Source organism: Pseudomonas sp. GL_093 (assembly GCF_057837605.1).
The window spans coordinates 3,700,797-3,718,886 of sequence record NZ_CM174448.1 but is presented as its reverse complement, the minus strand read 5'-3'; the positions used below and the strand labels follow the sequence as shown (position 1 = coordinate 3,718,886).

The window sequence follows — 18,090 nt, the reverse complement described above, 5'->3', positions numbered from 1 at the left end:
TCATAAGGAAGTCGTACCGAAAGGAGTCTGGTTTGAGTGTGGGCAAGAAGATTTTAGGGTTAACCGCGTTTCTGCTGATGTTGACCCTGTGGGGCGCTTACTTTTATGTGTTCCAGGAGAACCGCGGCGGTCAGTTGGGTGGTGCGTTCGACAGTTACGCCTGGTGCGGCACGCCACCGGCCGCCGATGCGCTGTCGCTGGGCAAGGATCAGCTGACTCTGCGCGTCACCAACAACCTGCGTGGCGAGTTCATGCTCAGCGGCGCGGTGATTGTTTCCGAGCGCACTTTCAATCGCTATGACCTTGGCCGTAACGAGCTGCGCCTGCGCCTGGAACCGCTGCAATGGTCCTACGGCGCCGCGCCGATTTTCCTCGAACAGGTCAGGATCAAACCCCTGAGCCGTAACCTCGCCTCAGACAACAAAAGTGCCTACGCGGAGCTCGAGCCGCGACCGATCGGCGTGCAGGGTCGCGCCAGCGAGTTTCCCTTCGACACCTACCGCTACGGCTACAAACCGGTGCTGTATTACCTCAAGGGCAATGAGCGCGTCGACCTGCGATTCCGCCACATCACCACGGTGATGGAGGTGTCGAACACCTTTACGCCCATTCAGAAGTACAACCGGGCCGAGTACATCAATGAGAAAAACTCGTTGGTGCGCGAGGAAGACTACAAACCCTACGCCACCCATGAATGCGCGTTCAGCGTCGAGCGCAAAGGCTCGTTCAAGGTGATCGTCTTGCTGTTGCTGCTGGTGATTTGCCTGCCACTGATGCACGTGTTTTATCGCGACGAGCCGGGCATCGATTTTCTCGCCACGCTGGTGAGTATCGGGGCGATCCGGGTGTTTCTGGTGGGGCCGTTGCAGGACTTTCAGCTGTACAACATCGACTTCCTGTTTGGCGCGGCGATTTTACTGGTGGGGACGGTGTCGTTGATCAAGGCGATGCGGGCGAACAGTCGGCGGGAGTTGGCGTTGAAGAGCGGTTCGTCCTGGTGATTCCACCGTCCATGTAGCAGCTGCCGAGCAGCGCGAGGCTGCGTTCGGCGACGAAGTCGTCGTGAAATCAGGCGATACGGTTTACAGGAAAACCGCGTTTGCAGGGTTGACGACGCCTTCGTCGCCGCACGCAGCCTCGCGCTGCTCGGCAGCTGCTACAGACCTGGCGCGAGGGTCACTTCAACGCCGGATCCCCCATGTTCATTTTCTTCCAGCCCTGCAACAGCACCTGCGCCTTCGGTTCCTGTCCGTTATCCAGGTAGTACTGGATCAACGACAACCGCGCATTGCGATTGGCCGGCTGCACTTTCAACAATCGCTCCAGCTCTTGGCAGGCCTCATCGACCTTGCCGCTGTCGTGCAACGCCACCGCCAACACGTAACCGTACTGGGCGTTCTGAGGCTCCAGTTGCGCGGCCTTGCGCAGGGCCGGCATGGCCTGGGCTGATTTGCCCGCGCGCACCAGCGACAGGCCTTGAGTGTGTTGCAGCAGGGCGGCATCCGGATGTTCTTTCAGGCTCTGCTCCAGCAGCGTCTGAGCTTCCTGACTGCGTCCGTTCGCCTCCAGCCATTGCACCAGCGTCACCAGCGCCGGGTAGAAATCCGGATCGCGCTTGAGGGCGGTGCGCAGCAGCGCTTCGACTTCACCGCTACGACCGCTGGCCTGATAGAGCATGGCCAGGTTGAGGTTGGCTTCGGCGCGTTCGGCCAGGCTCTTCTGGACGTCCTCGTATTCGGCGATGGCTGCATTCCAGGGGGCCTGGGCGCTGCCCAAGCCATTACGGGCCACGCTCAGTAGATCCCGGGCCGCGACGATCCGCACAGCCTTCACCGGATCATGCAGCAACGGCGTCAGCAGCGACGCGCGCTCCGGTGGCGGCAAGAACGCGCTGATCGCCCGAACGGCGCTTTCACGCACTTGCGGGGCTGGGTTGTTCAAGTCCTTGGTGGCCAGTTTCAATGCTTGTTCGCTTGGGTACAGCGACAACTCGGCCAGCAGGGTCGCGCGCTGAATCGCTGGCAAATTGCTGCGTTGAAGCTGCTCGTACAAGGCGTGTGCCGCGCCGGGCTGACCGTTGCGAATCAGCCACAGGCTTTCGTCGTAACGCGGTGCCTGCGCGATGGGGGTGTTCCAGCGCTTGAATTGCTCGGTGACCTTGTCGCCAGCCTTGCCCTGGTGACAGGTCAGGCAAGCGTCCGGTGTGCCGAGTTTTTTCGCCCGCTCAGGGTTGGGGATGCTGAAACTGTGGTCATGCCTGAAGTCATTGCCCATGTAGAACTTGCCGGGCATGTGGCAATCCACACACTGCGAACCCGGTTGGCCCATGGTGTGGCGCGTGTGTTCGATGGAGTCGTAATTCTTCGCTTGCAGGCCTTGGCCATCAACGCCTTCAGCCGAGGTCTTGCCGGCGGTGTTGTGGCATTGCAGACAGACACCGTTGCCCGACGCCTTGAGCTCGGTGCTGTGCGGGTTGTGGCAGTTGCTGCAGCGCACGCCCTTGTCGAACATTTTGCTCTGGGCGAAGGAGCCGTGTTCGAACACTTCGTCCTTGATCTTGCCGTCCAGCGCGTACAACTCGCGGGTCAGGGGGCTCGGCAGGTAGTCATCCATCAGCCGCTTGCCGACAGTGAAGCCGTCGCCCAAAGGGGCGCGGCGCGAGTGGCAGCGAGCACAGGTTTCGATTTCGACAGTGGCGTTCTTGTCCTTCAGATCGACGGCAAATCCGGCATGGATCAGGTCACCTTTTTTTGCTGTCCATTCCAGGTGATTGGAGGCCGGGCCGTGGCAGGCCTGACAGCCGACACCGAGGCTGTTCCAGTGACTGTCGAAGGTGTTTTTCGCGGCATCGAAATTGCGCTTGTAACCGGTGGTGTGGCACTCGACGCACATGAAGTTGGCGTTCTGGCTCGGCTTGCTCCAGTGCAACGGGTCTTTGAAGTTCACCCCCTGGCCCGGATAGAGGTGAAACCAGCGGTGCTTCTCGGTATCCCAGGCCACGCCGAGCGCCTGCAACCGACCTTCGCCGACCTCGATCAGGTATTGCTGCAACGGCGCGATTCCGAAGGTGTAGGCGACCTTGAAGTCGGCATTTTTGCCGTCTATGCCAGGGGTGTTGACCCAGAACCCGTCGCCCTTGCGCGAGAAACGGGTGGTTTCGTTTTCCGCTTTGAAGGTGACGTTATTGAAGTCGCCCAGCATCGTTTCGGCATTGGCTTCCTGCATTGCCAATTGGTGATGGGAACCTTGCCAGTCCTTGACCTGCTCGCTGTGGCAGCCTTGGCATTGTTGCTCATCAACCATCGTTGCCGGCGCCACGGCGACCGGTTGCGGTTTGGCCGGCTGAGCGACAGGCGTACTGACAGGCGCATAGGTCACGGGGGCCGGTTTGCTGCTGAACAGAAACCAGCCGATGCCCGCTATGGCCAACAGCAAGACGCCGAGGGTGACGGGAAACAGGTAACGGTTAATCAAGGTCGGTGGCGAATCAGGGTTTGGCTGTACTGCTTTATTTTTATGTTTCGGCATTGCGACTTCCATAGTCCGGGTGCGTTTGCCGTCAGGCGCGCGTTCAAGCTCGATGCAGCTTTGCCGGATGGCCGGCGTCTGTCAAATGACGGTCGTGATCCACTGTAGTGTCCAGGTCATGAAGGCCGATGAAGCTCAAGTCCAAGTGATGCGTTGAGGCTAAAGGCCTCTTCGCGAGCAGGCTCGCTCCCACATTTGATCTCTGTTGTGTACAGAATGTGTGATTGAAGCAGATCCAGTGTGGGAGCGAGCCTGCTCGCGAAGGCGGTCTGTCAGGCGCTGCATCACTCCCCGACAAACCACCGGAAATACGGGTTCCCCCCATCCCCGCGCATCACCTCGCGAATATCCCGGGCCCACGCGTCCCGGTCACCGTCATAAGCGTGCAGACTCGCCCGATAAAACTGCATCAGGCGTTGCTGGTGTGCGTTCATCCGTTCGTTGAAGCCCGCATCGGCATTCACCAGCGGTGGCGCTATACGCAGGTCCAGCAGGGCCGGCAGCACACGACTGATCTCCTTGGCCCGCACCCACGGCGCATATTCGATACGCGGCTGGTCGTCGGTCACCGGTTGGGCGTCGGCAGCGAAACGCTCCAGGCCGGCACGATCGGTGACCCAGGTCGAGAGCAACGCTGCAGCGGAGCCAATGCCCACGTCCTGTAAGGTGCTGCGCACGGTGTCCTGTTGGAAGCGTTGGCTGATTTTCTCCGCGTCCAGTTCAATCGGTTCCATCGAGCCCACCAGCAGCATTTCGTGGAACTCACTGGTCCACAGGGTGGCGTAGGGGAAGACGTCGAGAAAGCTGCGCACCAGTGAGCGCGAATCGTCGATGTTCTGGGTGGGCAGTGGCAACCATTGAGCGACCAGGCCTTGTTTCTCCAGGCGACTGGCGGCCAATTGATAGAAGTCCCGGGAATACAGATTCACCACGCCAGCGGCAGAGGGCGGCGGCGGTTCGAGGGTGATCAAGTCGTAGCGCTGTGGGTTGCGTAGCAGTTCCTGCCGGCCATCGTGCAGGCGTACGTCAACGCCGGGGTCAGTGGCTGCATTGAAGTTGCCTTTGAACAACGGCGCGGCTTTGACCACCGATGGCAGCAGCTCTGCCACGACACGATGCTCCAGCCCCGGATAGCGCGTCAGGGCGCCCGCGGTGATGCCGGTGCCAAAACCGATCACCAGCGCCGAGCGCGGTTCGCCATTGTGGATCAGCAGCGGCAACAGCGCCTGGATACGCATGTAGCGTAGCGATGGCATGGCGTCGCCGGTGTTGGACACGCCCTGGATGTACAAGCGCTGGAACGCTTTTTGTCCTTTGCCCTGAGTGACCACGGCGACGGTTCCACCGCGTCCTTCTTCGTAAAAAGCCAGAGTGCCGTTGCGTGCACCGGGAAGCAGGCTGGCGAGTTTGTTTACGGGCGTAAAAACCGCCACCGCAATCGACAACAGGCCAATAGCGACCACCGCCTGCCGCCGGCCTTTCTTGACCCTATGACCCTTGCGCACCGCGAAGTACCCAATCCCGGCAGCGACAATCGCCAGCAGGCCCAGGGTTCGGACCAGCCCCAGCAACGGGATCAGTACAAACCCGCAGAGCATCACCCCGACAATCCCGCCCAGCGTATTGAACGCCACCACCGCGCCGACAGCCTGACCGACCCGCTCGCGGCCGACGCTCAAACGCAGGGCCAGCGGAAATGCGGCGCCGAGCAGCAGGGTCGGCACAAACACGATGCTCACTGCCGCCACCGCAAACCGCGCGATCATGCCCAACAGGTCACTCGCACCCAACGACAACACCCAGGTTTCGGCCAGGTTTTGGGCGACCACCAGCCAGCGCCCGAGCAAGGCGATTTCCAGCAACGCGACGAGCCCGGCACCGGCGATCAACAAACCGAACACACCCCAGGGATCGCGAATGCGGTCAACCCGACGGGCCAACAGGATGCTGCCGAGAAACAGCCCGGTGAGGTACGTCGCCAGCACCACCGCAAACGCGTAAGTACGGGTGCTCATGAACTGCACGATGGACTGCGACCAGACCACTTCGTAACCGAGGGCCACGCCACCGGCAATTGAGTAAAGCCACAAGGCAACGCGATCGGGTGCTTTGTCGGCGTGGTGCTTGACCGGCGCCTCATTCGGCAGCGAGCGGTGGCGTTGGAACCACAAGGCACCGACGGCGGCCAGCAGGTTCAGCATCGCTGCAGCCAAGGCACTGCCGCGTACACCGAGGGTCGCAATCAACACAAACGCGGCGAGCAAGGTGCCGGCGATGGCCCCGGCGGTGTTCGCCGCATAAAGCTGACCGCCAGCCTTGCCCAGCTGTTGCGGGTTGGCTGCCAACGAACGAACCAGCACCGGCAGGGTACCGCCCATCAGCAACGCCGGAATGCCCACCAGCGCAAATGGCAACACCCAGGCCAGCAGACCGACTTGCTGTTCCAGCCAGGCAAACGGGCTGGCCGCGAGGCTCATGGCGAAGGTCGCACCGACGCCGAGCACGGCCACCAGCACTTCCAGCCCTGCATAGAGCAGAACCGGCTGTTGCAAGCGATCGGCCCACCGGCCGAACCACAAACCGCCTAACGCCAGTCCGGCAAAAAAGGCGCTGATCCCGGTGGTAATGGCGTACACCTCGACGCCGACCACCAGCGACAACTGCTTGATCCACAGCACCTGATACACCAGTGCCGCAGCACCGGAGACGAACAGCACCAGGGCGGGAATCAGCAACGCCGGGGCTTTGCTCTGAGTGGCAGGGATGGCCGACGACTTGCTGGCGACTCGTGAGGACATTGTGGATTGCCTTGTGCAAAATTCGAATCGAACACGAACCGGTGTAGGAGCTGCCGAAGGCTGCGATCTTTTGATCTTGAAGGCTGAAGATCAAAAGATCGCAGCCTTCGGCAGCTCCTACGGTGAATGTGTTCACACCCTGGAAATAGGGCCGCTCGCCGGTGAAGGCGAGCGGCGGTCAAGCGGTCTTACTGTGCAGGCTGGTTCTTCATTTTTTCCGCGATTTTTGCATCTACAGCAGCGCGGATCTGATCAACGCTGAAGCTGGCCGGTTTCTGGCTCGGCGGGTACTCGATGAATGTCTGCAGGAACTGCGCAGACTTGGTGACGGCCTGAGCAACCAGATAGACGTTTTTGGTTGCCCAATCGTAGTACTGATCGGAAACCACGTCGGCGCGTTCAAACGGGTCCATCCGCAGGTTGAGGATTTTCGGCACCCGCAGGCATACGAAGGGTTCGCTCCACACCTTGAAGCCGCCAGGTGCGCGTTGCTCGCAGAACACGGCTTTCCAGTTGTCGAAACGCATCGACACCAGCACACCGTCATCGTTGAAGTAATAGAACTCCTTGCGCTCGCCTTTCGGTTGTTGGCCGGTCAGGTATGGCAGTTGGTTGTAACCGTCCAGGTGCACTTTGAAGTTGGTGCCGCCCGAGGTCGGTGCCCAGCCTTTAAGGAGTTTGTCCTTAACACCGGTGTCGCCGGCAGCCGCCAGCAGCGTCGGGAACCAGTCAAGACCGGAGAACATCTCGTTGGAGACTTCACCCGGTTTGACCTTGCCCGGCCAGCGAATCATCGCCGGTACGCGATAGGCGCCTTCCCAGTTGGAGTTCTTCTCGTTGCGGAACGGCGTGGTCGCCGCGTCCGGCCAGGAGAACTGGTTCGGCCCGTTGTCGGTGGTGTAGACGACAATGGTGTTGTCGGTGATTTTCAGGTCGTCGAGGGTTTTCAGCAGTTTGCCGACGTCGCCATCGTGTTCCAGCATGCCATCGGCGTACTCGTTGCCGGGCATGCCGCTCTGGCCCTTCATCGACTCGCGCACGTGGGTGAACAGGTGCATGCGCGTGGTGTTCATCCAGACGAAGAACGGTTTGTCCGCCTTGGCCTGTTTCTCGATAAACGCCTGCGCGGCGGCGGTGGTTTCGTCGTCGATGGTTTCCATGCGCTTGGTGGTCAGCGCGCCGGTGTCTTCGATTTTGCCGTCAGCGAAGCTGTGAATCACGCCACGCGGGGAGTTGGCCTTGACGAACTCAGGGTCGTCCTTGGGCCAGTACGGACGCTCGGGTTCTTCTTCGGCGTTGAGGTGGTACAGGTTGCCGAAGAACTCGTCGAAACCGTGGTTGGTCGGCAGGTATTCATCCTTGTCGCCCAAGTGGTTCTTGCCGAACTGGCCGGTAGCGTAGCCTTGGGATTTGAGTGCCTGGGCGATGGTGATGTCACGTTTTTGCAGGCCTACCGAGGCACCGGGCGCGCCCACTTTCGACAGGCCAGTACGCAGCGGTGTCTGTCCGGTGATGAAGGATGAGCGTCCAGCCGTGCAGCTGTTCTCCGCGTAATAGTCGGTGAACATCATGCCTTCTTTGGCAATCCGGTCGATGTTTGGCGTCTTGTACCCGACCACGCCCATGGAGTAGGCACTGATGTTGGTCTGGCCGATGTCATCGCCGAAAATCACCAGTATGTTGGGTTTTTCAGCGGCTCCGGCTGTTGCCGAAATCGCCATCACCGAGGCTGCCACCAGGGCGAATTTCGGTAGCCACTTGTGTATGCGAGTCATCTGACTTGCTCCTTTTCTCACTTGCGTCGCTCAAGCGCGACAAACGTTTTTTGCAGTCCTGCGTTACGCTTTTTTATTGCACGTGCTCGGGTGCGGCGGCCTCGAAGGGATAGATCCGACGCCATTCGGCGGCCATATCCACGATAGTCCAGCCACGGGTTTTTGCTTCGTCCAGGGCCTTGTCCAGACGACCGATCTGCGATTGACGGTCGTAGGCCCATTCGCGTTTGGCGTCGGTGTGATGCACCAGCCCCATGAAGCGTTTGCCCGGCCCGGCGGCGGTCCACTGCAACATTTGCAGGTCACCGTCGGAGTTGCCGAACGCGAGGATCGGACGCCGGCCGATGACCGCGTCGATGCTTTCCGGTTTGCCCGGTCCATCATCGTTGTGGGCCAGTTTGGCGGTGCGCAGGATCGACGGCTGGCCGTCCTTGAGCTGGTAGGCGGTGACAAACGTGGTGCCGATGACTTGTTCCGGTGGGATGCCATAGACCTGCTCGGCGAAGGCGCGCATGAACGCGGTGTCACCGCCGGAGACAATGTAGGTTTTGAAACTCTGGCTGCGCAGGTAGTCGAGCATTTCCAGCATCGGCTGGAAGATCATCTCGGTGTACGGCTTGCCGGTTTTCGGATGGCGCGCCTGGGTCAGCCAGGTTTTGGCGTAGTCATCGAAGGCTTCTGTTGTCATGCCTGTGTGGGTGGCGCCGAAGATTTTCAGGATGCCGTCCATGCCCGACTCGCCCAGGGCCTTGTGATCATTTTCCAGCACGGCCTTGAAGGGCTGGGTGGTTTTCCATTCCGGGTGCTGCGGTGCGGTGCGCTTGACCTCTTCCAGGGCAAACAGCAATTCGAAGTACATCGGCTGCTCGCTCCACAGCGTGCCGTCGTTGTCGAACACGGCGATTCGATCGGCGGGTTTGACGAAGTCCTTGCTGCTTTGATCGGTCACGGCCTGGACGAACTCGATGATGTTCTTTTTCGCCGGGCCGTCGTTCCACGAGGGCAGGGGCTCGCTGGTTTGGGCCAGCGCCGGCAGGCTCAGTGCAAGGGTTAACAGCAGCGTCAGCCCGTAGCGGTGGCGCAGCGATATCGGGTTCGTCATGGGAAATCCTTCTCGTGAACGGGATTGAGTGGACGCAGTGCAGGTGCCGCTGATGCTGTGTCGCGTTTGGCCTGACTATGCAGCGTAGCCAAGGATTGCTTGAGGTGGCGCAGCGCCTGATCTTCGGCGGGCTGACGGCTGTAACAGGCGCGCAACAGGTCTTGTAGGCGTGGGCCAAGGTTCGTCAGTTTCAGGCCCATGCGGCTGCGTCTGGCCCACAAGTACAGGGCGCTCAACTGTGCGGGTCTGGCGTCGATTTGCGCCGGTATTTGCCGCCAGGCGTAGTCGGCGGATTCCAGCCACGCGGCGTGTCGGGCGCGGCGCCGTGCCTGCCATCGAAGGTACGCACGATGGGCGAGGGGACGGGCAAACCAACCGAGCAGCGCCACGGCCAACAGCAACGCCGACAGCCCCAACCAATGTCCGGAGAGATGCAGACGACTTTTCTGGCCGAGTTTTTTCAGGTCTTCGGTGATCGAAAACACCGGCCGATAAGCGCTGTTGGCCACGGCGTCGAAGGTTACGGCCGGGACTTGGGCCGTGCGGGTCTGTCCAGTGCTGGCGTCCCACCATTTCAGCTCGATCGCCGGCAGGTTATGGCGGCCTTCGGTGTCGATCCGATAGGTCACGGTGTCGATGCGCTGGCCACCGTTGAAATGGCCGCGACCGTCGTCGAGGTTGCTGATTTGCGCGGCTTTCGGATAACGGCTGAGGCCGGCGACATCCTCCAGTGATGGCGCTGGCAGCGACATGGCCAGGGCGTCGTCGGCCTGCAACGTCAGTTGCCGGGTGATGCTGTCACCGACCTTCAGGGGTGTCGCCGAGTTGGCGACTGTTTGCGTGAAGCGCAGCCCTTGGGCCACCAGCACCGATTCGCCGGGTTGGAACCCCGGCGGTTGTGTGGCAATGAAGTGCAGTGGCTGGCTTTGGGCGGTCAACGGCGCGATGGCCTGACCGGGCGTGGCGCGCACCGTCAACGCCGGGATGTCGAAACCCTGGGCCAGATTCGGAGTGATCCGGTAGCTGTAGCGCATGCCGTTGAACGACTTGCCGTCGAGCGTCTGGTTCAGGTGTTCAGCATGGCCGTCGGGCGGCATGACCAATGCACCGGGAAGCTTCAGGTCGGGCAGGGTGGGCGCGTCGGTGAACCAGCTGTCGGTGAGGACATCGAGTTGCAGCTCCAGAATGCCGCCGACCATGACCGAGGCAGCGGGTTGCAGGCGGGTCTGGATTCGCAGCTCGGGTTCGGCGGCCAGAGCGCTGGTGCTGATCAGATAAATGAGCAATGCGCCGAGCCCGATGTTGAATGATCGGACGCCATCGCGAGCAAGCTCGCTCCCACATTTGATCTGTGTGCGCTGCAAATCACCTGTGGGAGCGAGCTTGCTCGCGATTCGGTCTATCAGACGGATCATGGCTTGCCCTCCGCCTGATCCTGCAAACTGAATTTCTGCTTCAGGAATTTCGCCGGCGACGTACTGAGGTTTTGCAACCACAGCGCATCCGACGCCGCCTGCTCGGTCTCAACCGGTTTGCTCTGGCCCTTGCCCGGCGCCTTGTCCATTTTGATCTCGTCAGGCTTGACCTCGGGCGCGTTCTGTTCGGCGCTGTCGGTGTCTTTCTGCAAGGCGATGGCCAAGGCCAGGTTGGCGGTGGCTTCAGGGAATTGCGGCTGCACCTTCAACGCCTGGGTATACGCGGCGATGGCCTGATCAAACTTGAAGCGGCGCACGTAAATATTGCCCAGAAAGAAATACGCCTGTGGGGTGTCGAGCCGCGCAAAACTGGCCAGTGCCAGGTCGTAATCGGCGGCATTGTAGGCGGCGATGCCTTTCCAGTAAGGATCGACGAAGTGCGCGGCAGCCTGCGGGAAGTGCCCGTGCTCGAAGGCCCAGCGGCCTTGCTGGCCAGGTGTAAAAAAGGCATCGGTCAATGCGTTGGCTTCGGCCGGTGCCGGTTGCAAGCCAATGCCCAGCGCCAGTAACCACCCGGCCATCCAGTTCAAGCTCCAGCCCTTGCGCACGCTGACGAAGGCGATCAGCAGCAACGGCCAGCACAGCCAGTAACCGGCGTCTTTCCAGTGCAGTTCGCGCTGTTCATCGCTGGCAGCCTGGAAATGCTGCTGAGCGTGCAGCTCGATCCAGTCCAGGTCGTCGTCATTGAGCGTCAGGCTGCCCAACGGTGCATCCAACGTTGATCCAAGCTGTTTGAGCGCAGCCTGATCAAAACTGCCGAGAGCCGGACGCCCCGTGCTGTCGGTACGTGGCTGGCCGGTGGCGTCGTGGATGATTCCGCCGTCCTCGCTGCCGACGGCCAGAATCAGCACTTGCAGCGCGCTGTCGTCCAGTTGCTTGTCCAGACCGTTGAGTTGTGAGGTGTCGGCGCCGTCGGTGATCAGCAGCAGGGTTGCCGGCGTCTTCTCGGCGATCAGCAGGCGCTTGGCTTGTTCGATCACCGCGCCGACATTTTCCCCCGGTTTGCTGATCAGGTCGGTGCTCAGGGCCTGAATGAAAGTGTCGAGCAGCGCCGGATCGTCGGTTGGCGGCAATACCAGGTGAGCGCTGCCGGCGTAGGCGATCAGCCCGCTGCGAGCACCGGCGCGACGCTGGATCAGGTCGTGCAGCTTGTGTTTGGCCGCCTCCAGACGACTTGGCGGTACGTCGGTGGCGTCCATGGACGGCGACAGGTCGATGGCGATGATCAGTGGCGCGCGATTTTCCAGAAAGTCCGGACGGTCCTGTTCCCAGGTGGGCCCGGCAGCGGCGACCGCGCCCAGCATCAACAACGCGCACGCCAGATGCACGGGCCGAAAGCGCTGTTGATCCTGCGGCGTAATCAGCAAATGCGGCAACAAGTGTTCGGCAATGTTGCTGCGCAAGCGCCGTTGCACGTCGCGGCTGCGGCGCCAGAGCCAGGGCAACAGGGCGCCGAACGGCACCAGCAACAGCCACAGTGGACGCAGAAAATGGAAGTCACTGAGATTGATCTCCATCTCAAGCCTCCTGCCGCTGACGCGCGAGTGTCAGGTGCGGACGGAGCAGGGCGCCCAAGTGATAGAGCGCGAGCAAACCGATCGCGGCCCCCAGCGGCCACCAGAACAGGTCCTTTTTCGGCTGATGACTGAGGGTTTTCACTTGATGCGGCGTGAGTTTGTCGAGGGTGCCGTACACCTGATCCAGCGCATTGCGATCTTCGGCACGGAAGAACTTGCCGCCCGTGGTCTCGGCGATCTGCCGCAAACCCTGAAGGTTGACCTTGGCTTCGCCCGAGGCGTCAGGGTCACCAATGCCGATGGTATGAATGACCACGCCTTTGGCGGCCGCCATGGACGCCGCGTGATCCGGCGTAATGGCGCTGCTGGTGTCGTTGCCGTCGGTGAGCAGGATCAGGACTTTTTCCTGTTCGTGGGCCTGGTCGAGCAGTTTCAGGCTCAGACCGATGGCGTCACCGATGGCGGTGTTGGGACCGGCCATGCCGATGCCGGTGTCGTCCAGTAACAGCGACAGACTGGCGTGATCGAGGGTCAGCGGCGCCTGCGGGTAAGCACCACTGCCGAACACAATCAGGCCCAGCCGATCCTCTTTGCGCTTGTCGATAAAGCCATGAACAACGTCCTTGACCGCCGTCAGACGGTTGATTTTCTGGCCGTTGGCGTCGGTGAAATCGGTGGTTTCCATGGACTGGGAAATGTCGATGGCCAGCATCAGGTCACGCACCGGTTGCTGGCGCTCGATTGGTTTTTCGACGAACACCGGGCGCGCGACCGCCAGTAGCAACAGTGCCCAGACCAGCAGGTTCAGCAGTAACTGCCAGCGATTGCTGCGGGTGCCGGCCTGGCTGGGTGCCTGGCCGATGGCTCGGCTCATGGCAGCGAAAAACGGTACGCGCACGGCGCTGCGGGCTTCGCGGTAATCGGGCAGGTAGCGGTAGCCGAACCACGGCAACGGCAAAAGGATTAGCAGCCAAGGGTAATCAAGCTGCCACATGGTGATGCTCCATCCAGTGTTTGCAGGTGGCGAACAGTTGATCGCGCTTATCGCTCGGCAAGGCCAATAACGTTGTATCGGGCGCATAGGCTAACTGCGCCAGCTGCTGGCTGAAGTCGGCGGGCAAGGGCTGCGAACTGTGTCGCAGCAAAAACGCCTGCCAATCCTCACCCCCAAGCGCACCAACAACCCCCTGTGGGAGCGAGCTTGCTCGCGATGGCGGCATGCCAGTCGAAATCAATGTTGAATGTAACGCCCACATCGCGAGCAAGCTCGCTCCCACAGGGGGTGTATTCCAATCGGTGGGCATCGACAGGGCCACGCGTTTGAGTAGCTCTGGGAGTTCGCGCAAGGCGTTCAGTTGATCGTCGCTGTTTTGCAGTTCGACCAATCGCACCAACGCCTCGCGCCGATAGCGATCCCGCCGCCATTGCCAATACTTCCGTGCGCTGACCAGCAAAACGGCAATCACCAACAGGCAAAGCAACACCCACCAACCCCACGTCTGCGGCGCATAACTGACCGGCGCGGGCAGGGCCATCTCCTTGAGCTGTTCGATGCTCGGGATGTTCGGGTTCATCGCCGACCTCTGCCAAGCTTGCCCAGTTCGGCGCGCAATTGTTCCTGCGCCTCGGTGGCGGTGCTGAACATCATCAACGGCACCTGACTGCGGCGCAGCAACGTGGCGACGTCCCTGAGCCGACCACTGAGAAAGTCCCCCAGCGGCTGACGAACGCTGCGTTGCTCGACGGCCAGTTCCACCTGCAACTGGCCTTGCGTGATCAGCAAACGGCCATTTTTCGGCAGGTTCAGCGCCAACGGGTCGTAGACCTGCATGGCAATCACATCGTTGTGAGCCGACAATTGGCGCATCAACTGCAAGGTGCGCTCACCGGCGCCGGCAAAGTTGCTGACGATGCAAATCAGGTGATCGTGACCAGCCACCGCCAGGCAATGCTGTAAAACCTTGTCGAGTTGGTCCTCACCTTCGGCGTCCGGATTGGCCGCGTTCAGTTGCTGATTCTGCTCAGCGATGCGACTGCACAGCGCTTCGACACGCTTACGGCTGCGCAGCGGGGCAATGGCCTCGATGCGCAAATCGTTGAACACCAGGCCGCCAACCCGATCTCCCGCGTGGAACACCATCCACGCGGCCAACGCGCCAAGCTCGGCGGCAACGGCGGATTTGAAACTGCGCTGGGAGCCGAAAAACATCGACATGCGCTGGTCCACCAGAATCAACGCCGGGCGGTCGCGCTCTTCGGTGAAGGTGCGAACCACCGGTTTGCCGGTGCGCAGCGACGCCCGCCAATCCAGATGACGCAAGTCGTCTCCCGGCTGATAGCGGCGCAGCTCATCGAAGTTCAACCCACGGCCCCGCAGGCGCGAGGCATGGTTACCAGCGAGGATGCTGCCTTGCGGCTGACGCGCGAGGAAACTCAGGTCACGCGCCTTGAACTCCAGGGCCATCAACTGCGCCAGAGAGACATAGACCAGACCGTCCGCACTGTTCATTTTCAACCTCAGGCCGGAATCGCGACTTTGTCGAGCACGCGGTCCAGCACCTGATCAGCCGTCACCCCGTCGGCCACGGCGTCGTAACTCAGTTGCAGACGATGGCGCAGCACTGGATGCACCACGGCACGAACGTTGTCCGGCGAGACAAAATCCTGCCCCTGCAACCAGGCGTCGGCCCGGGCGCAACGATCCAGGCCAATACCGCCGCGAGGGCTGGCGCCGATGGCGATCCAGCGACCGAGGTCGGCATCGTAATCGGCCGGGTGGCGAGTGGCATTGATCAGGTCGATCAGGTAGCGGTCGATGGCCGGGGACACGTGAACGGCGCTGACTTCTCGACGCGCCGCGAAGATCACCTCCTGGGACAGCGCGAAGCCCTGCACGGCAGCCGTTTTCGCGCCCAACGCAAATTCTTCTTCACGTAACAGGCGCAGCACCTGGCTTTCGTTTTCCGCACTCGGGTAATCCAGCAGAACCTTCATCAGGAACCGGTCCATCTGCGCTTCCGGCAGCGGGTAGGTGCCTTCCTGCTCGATCGGGTTCTGGGTCGCCACCACGATGAACAACTCCGGTAGCACATGACTGTTGCCGGCCACGGTGATTTGCCGTTCTTCCATGGCTTCCAGCAACGCGGCCTGAACCTTGGCCGGGGCGCGGTTGATTTCATCCGCCAGGATCAGGTTGCCGAACAGCGGGCCGGGCTGGAACTGGATCTGGTTCTTGCCATCGATCTGGTGCAGCACCTCGGCGCCGGTGATGTCCGAGGGCAGCAGGTCGGGGGTGAACTGGATGCGGCTCATCTTCGCGTCCAGGTGTTTGGCCAGCGCTTTGACCGTGCGGGTCTTGGCCAGGCCGGGCAGGCTTTCGAGCAACAAGTGCCCGTTGGCCAACAGGCCAAGGATAATCTGGCGGATCACCTGATCCTGGCCGAGCACGGCTTCGGCGATGCTGGCTTGCAGGGCGTTGAGGTCTTGGAGCGCAGTCATGGGATGTTCCACTCCTAGAAAAACGCCAGCGTCAGGTTGACGCTGAAACCATTGCCTTCAGGGCGGTTCTTGGTGTCGAACTCCGGTACCCAACGCGCGCTGACGCTGGCCTGGGCATCGGCAAATTTACCGGCCCAGCCCACCACCGGACCGGCGCCCACCGAGCGGCCGCGAAAGCCGTTGAGTGAATCGGCGGTCTGGCCCTTGTCATCGGTGACCTGCTGTACGTAACCGCCGACAACGCCGGCGCTCCAGCCATTGCCGAAACCGTGGGTCCACAGCGCATCGAGGGTGAAAATGTTGCCATTGCGATAATCCGTGGCGTCGTTCTCGGTATAGAACTCCAGGCCGCTCGACAGGGTGAACTCACCGCCCTTGCCGTCCAGATGGGTGAAGGCCACGGTGGGCATGAAGGTGTAAGTGTTCTGCCCGGGGTTGGCCAGGCGATCGTCGTTATAGGCACCGGTCGGCACGTAGATCGGCAGGGAAAGCGAGAGGTGGTTGACCTCGTCGAAGTGGTAGCCGGCGGCGATCGGTGTGATCAGCATGTCGGCGAACTGCGTGCCGGTGTCTTCGGTGCCCAGTGTCCGGCCGCGCGGGCCGGTAATGCTGATGCTGACGTCGGTGTACTGCACCGGCACGCCGATGGCCGAGGCGTAGTTCCAGCGACCCTTGCCGGTGTCCCAGATATGGGTGAAGTTGGCCATGGTGTAGGAGACTTTCATGTCCAGATCCGCGCCAATCTCACCGGAAATCGGCACACCCTTGCTGCCCTTGAGGTCACCGTCGTACCAGATGCTGGTCAGCGACATGACCCAGCCAGGTTCCGGCGGCACGATCCCGGCATTGGAAAATACCTGTTGTCCGGTGATCGGCCGGCCGACACCGCCCTCGGCCGCGAGGGCCAACGGGCTTGCACCGAGCACGCACAGGGCCAGTAAAGGACGCACAACATAAGGCCTGACCATGACGGACTCCGGTTATTGTTTGGGTTGATTGACGGGGGTCAGCAGCGGCATTTTCCATTCGCCACTGGTGACTTCCGGTTTCGGCAGGTACAAGCGCAACACGCCGTAAAACGGACCGTTCGGCGCCGGCAGCCAATTGCTTTGCAAGTCTTTGGCCGGTGCCTTGTGCTGCACAAAAAGGGTCAGCCCACCGTCGGCGTCGAGCTTGAGATCCGGCAACATCCGCGAGTTGATCAGGTAACGATTCAACGGGTTGGCCACCAGCAATTTGTTCTTGCCGTCGTACATCGTCAGCGACCAGAACGCATCGGCCGGGGGCAGGGCGCCCTTGTCGAAATGCAGGGTGTAATCGTGTTTCGAGGCGTCGACCGGCTGGCCGTCCTTGTCGACGAAATAGCCGATGTAATTCGCCTCTTCGGCGGAGTTGCCGAAGATCCCCATGTTGGCGCCGGCGTAGCGGTACAGGTAGTTGCCGTTCAGGTGATCGCGAGTGCCGAAGATGTCACCGCTGGTGACCTGGTGGGTGTCGACCCTGTCTTTTTTGAATTGGGCAAACTCGGCTTTGGCATCGCTGATACCTTCCTCCAGCGCCTTGCGCTGCTCAGGCGTGAGCGCGCCCAGTTTGAAAGGCTTGCCGGCTTCAATACCGATTTTGGCAAAGCGTGCGAGCAGGTCTTTTTCCACGTCCTGGGGCGGGGCGAAAGACAGCATGAAGTTCAGGTAGCGGAACAGGTCGGGCGTATCGCTCATGGTCGGCGTGGGTTTCGGCCAGTCGATCTTCGGCGCGGCGGGCGGGGCTTTTTGTTTGACGTAGTGGCTGAGCGTCTCGACCTTGTAACCCTTCTGGATCTCCTTGACCTTGCCCAAGTCCTTTTCATCGAACAACTGCGTGCGATACAGCGCGTAGGCGATGTTGCTTTCACTGCGCAGCAGCCGATCCATTTCCACCGGTTGCTGGCCTTGCCAGTTCGGCCCGGCAATCATGAAATGCCCGCCATTGTTGCCCGTGCTGCGGGTGCCCAGGTACGCAAAGTTCTGCGTGTAGGCGTCGATCAGTTGCACCGAGTAGTAACGGTGTTCTTCGATGGCCGGCAGGGTCAGCACCAGCGGTTCGGCGCGCAGGTCCATCCAGATGAAGGAGTAGGGCGTGTCGGCGTTCGGGGTGACGAAGGCGGTGTCTTTGGCGGTAAACGCCTTGGCGGTGTTGCCGATCTGGTTGAACGGCGCCTTGAAGTTCGGGCTCTTCTTGTCCACTGCCTGGGTGTAGAGGGTCTTGTACATTTCTACCACCGGGAAGCCGTACAAATAGGCTTCCTTGGCGATGCCCCGGGCTTCTTCCGGGGTGGCGGTGAAGTCGGCCCAGGCGCTGGTGCTCAGGGTGAGCGAGAGTGCGGTGAGCAGCATGCGGTTATTCATAAAACTTCCTTAT

The 18,090-nt window shown here is 61.2% G+C and carries 13 protein-coding genes; 1 reads left to right on the top strand and 12 read right to left on the bottom strand.

Features of this window, described 5'->3' with window-relative positions:
* Positions 1–32: 32 nt before the first annotated feature.
* Positions 33–1,001 (top strand): hypothetical protein, encoded by a 969-nt coding sequence (locus AC3IUE_RS16995; RefSeq protein WP_489263026.1) that lies wholly within the window; start codon positions 33–35, stop codon positions 999–1,001.
* A gap of 175 nt (positions 1,002–1,176) precedes the next feature.
* Here AC3IUE_RS16995 and AC3IUE_RS16990 read toward each other — a convergent pair whose 3' ends face one another.
* The 12 genes from AC3IUE_RS16990 to AC3IUE_RS16935 all read right to left on the bottom strand — a co-directional run bounded on the left by AC3IUE_RS16990 (position 1,177) and on the right by AC3IUE_RS16935 (position 18,077).
* Complete coding sequence (locus AC3IUE_RS16990; RefSeq protein WP_489263025.1) at positions 1,177–3,528, bottom strand: tetratricopeptide repeat protein; 2,352 nt, start codon at positions 3,526–3,528, stop codon at positions 1,177–1,179.
* A 284-nt stretch (positions 3,529–3,812) separates the two neighbouring features.
* Entirely contained in the window at positions 3,813–6,326 is a 2,514-nt protein-coding gene (locus AC3IUE_RS16985; RefSeq protein ID WP_489263024.1) for a fused MFS/spermidine synthase, read from the bottom strand.
* 188 nt (positions 6,327–6,514) lie between these two features.
* The gene (locus AC3IUE_RS16980) at positions 6,515–8,101 is read right to left on the bottom strand and encodes an arylsulfatase (protein WP_489263023.1); all 1,587 of its coding nucleotides are present in this window, start codon (positions 8,099–8,101) and stop codon (positions 6,515–6,517) included.
* A gap of 73 nt (positions 8,102–8,174) precedes the next feature.
* Positions 8,175–9,203 carry an HAD family hydrolase gene (locus AC3IUE_RS16975; protein WP_056745862.1) on the bottom strand — a complete coding sequence of 343 codons (1,029 nt, stop codon included), beginning with the start codon at positions 9,201–9,203 and terminating at the stop codon, positions 8,175–8,177.
* The gene (locus tag AC3IUE_RS16970) at positions 9,200–10,618 is read right to left on the bottom strand and encodes a BatD family protein (RefSeq protein WP_489263022.1); all 1,419 of its coding nucleotides are present in this window, start codon (positions 10,616–10,618) and stop codon (positions 9,200–9,202) included. The genes AC3IUE_RS16975 and AC3IUE_RS16970 overlap by 4 nt, the downstream gene beginning before the upstream one ends.
* Positions 10,615–12,195 carry a VWA domain-containing protein gene (locus AC3IUE_RS16965; RefSeq protein ID WP_489263021.1) on the bottom strand — a complete coding sequence of 527 codons (1,581 nt, stop codon included), beginning with the start codon at positions 12,193–12,195 and terminating at the stop codon, positions 10,615–10,617. The genes AC3IUE_RS16970 and AC3IUE_RS16965 overlap by 4 nt, the downstream gene beginning before the upstream one ends.
* 1 nt (position 12,196) lies before the next feature.
* On the bottom strand, positions 12,197–13,189 hold the full coding sequence (locus tag AC3IUE_RS16960) for a vWA domain-containing protein (RefSeq protein ID WP_489263020.1): 993 nt from the start codon (positions 13,187–13,189) through the stop codon (positions 12,197–12,199).
* The gene (locus tag AC3IUE_RS16955; RefSeq protein WP_489263019.1) at positions 13,176–13,769 is read right to left on the bottom strand and encodes a DUF4381 domain-containing protein; all 594 of its coding nucleotides are present in this window, start codon (positions 13,767–13,769) and stop codon (positions 13,176–13,178) included. Before AC3IUE_RS16955 ends, AC3IUE_RS16960 begins: the two co-directional genes overlap by 14 nt.
* The gene (locus tag AC3IUE_RS16950) at positions 13,766–14,704 is read right to left on the bottom strand and encodes a DUF58 domain-containing protein (RefSeq protein ID WP_489263018.1); all 939 of its coding nucleotides are present in this window, start codon (positions 14,702–14,704) and stop codon (positions 13,766–13,768) included. Before AC3IUE_RS16950 ends, AC3IUE_RS16955 begins: the two co-directional genes overlap by 4 nt.
* A gap of 8 nt (positions 14,705–14,712) precedes the next feature.
* The gene (locus AC3IUE_RS16945; protein WP_489263017.1) at positions 14,713–15,693 is read right to left on the bottom strand and encodes an AAA family ATPase; all 981 of its coding nucleotides are present in this window, start codon (positions 15,691–15,693) and stop codon (positions 14,713–14,715) included.
* Between the two features lie 14 nt (positions 15,694–15,707).
* Positions 15,708–16,661 carry a SphA family protein gene (locus AC3IUE_RS16940; RefSeq protein ID WP_489263016.1) on the bottom strand — a complete coding sequence of 318 codons (954 nt, stop codon included), beginning with the start codon at positions 16,659–16,661 and terminating at the stop codon, positions 15,708–15,710.
* 12 nt (positions 16,662–16,673) lie between these two features.
* Positions 16,674–18,077, bottom strand: coding sequence for a DUF1254 domain-containing protein (locus AC3IUE_RS16935; RefSeq protein WP_489263015.1), 1,404 nt, complete (start codon positions 18,075–18,077; stop codon positions 16,674–16,676).
* Positions 18,078–18,090: the final 13 nt, after the last annotated feature.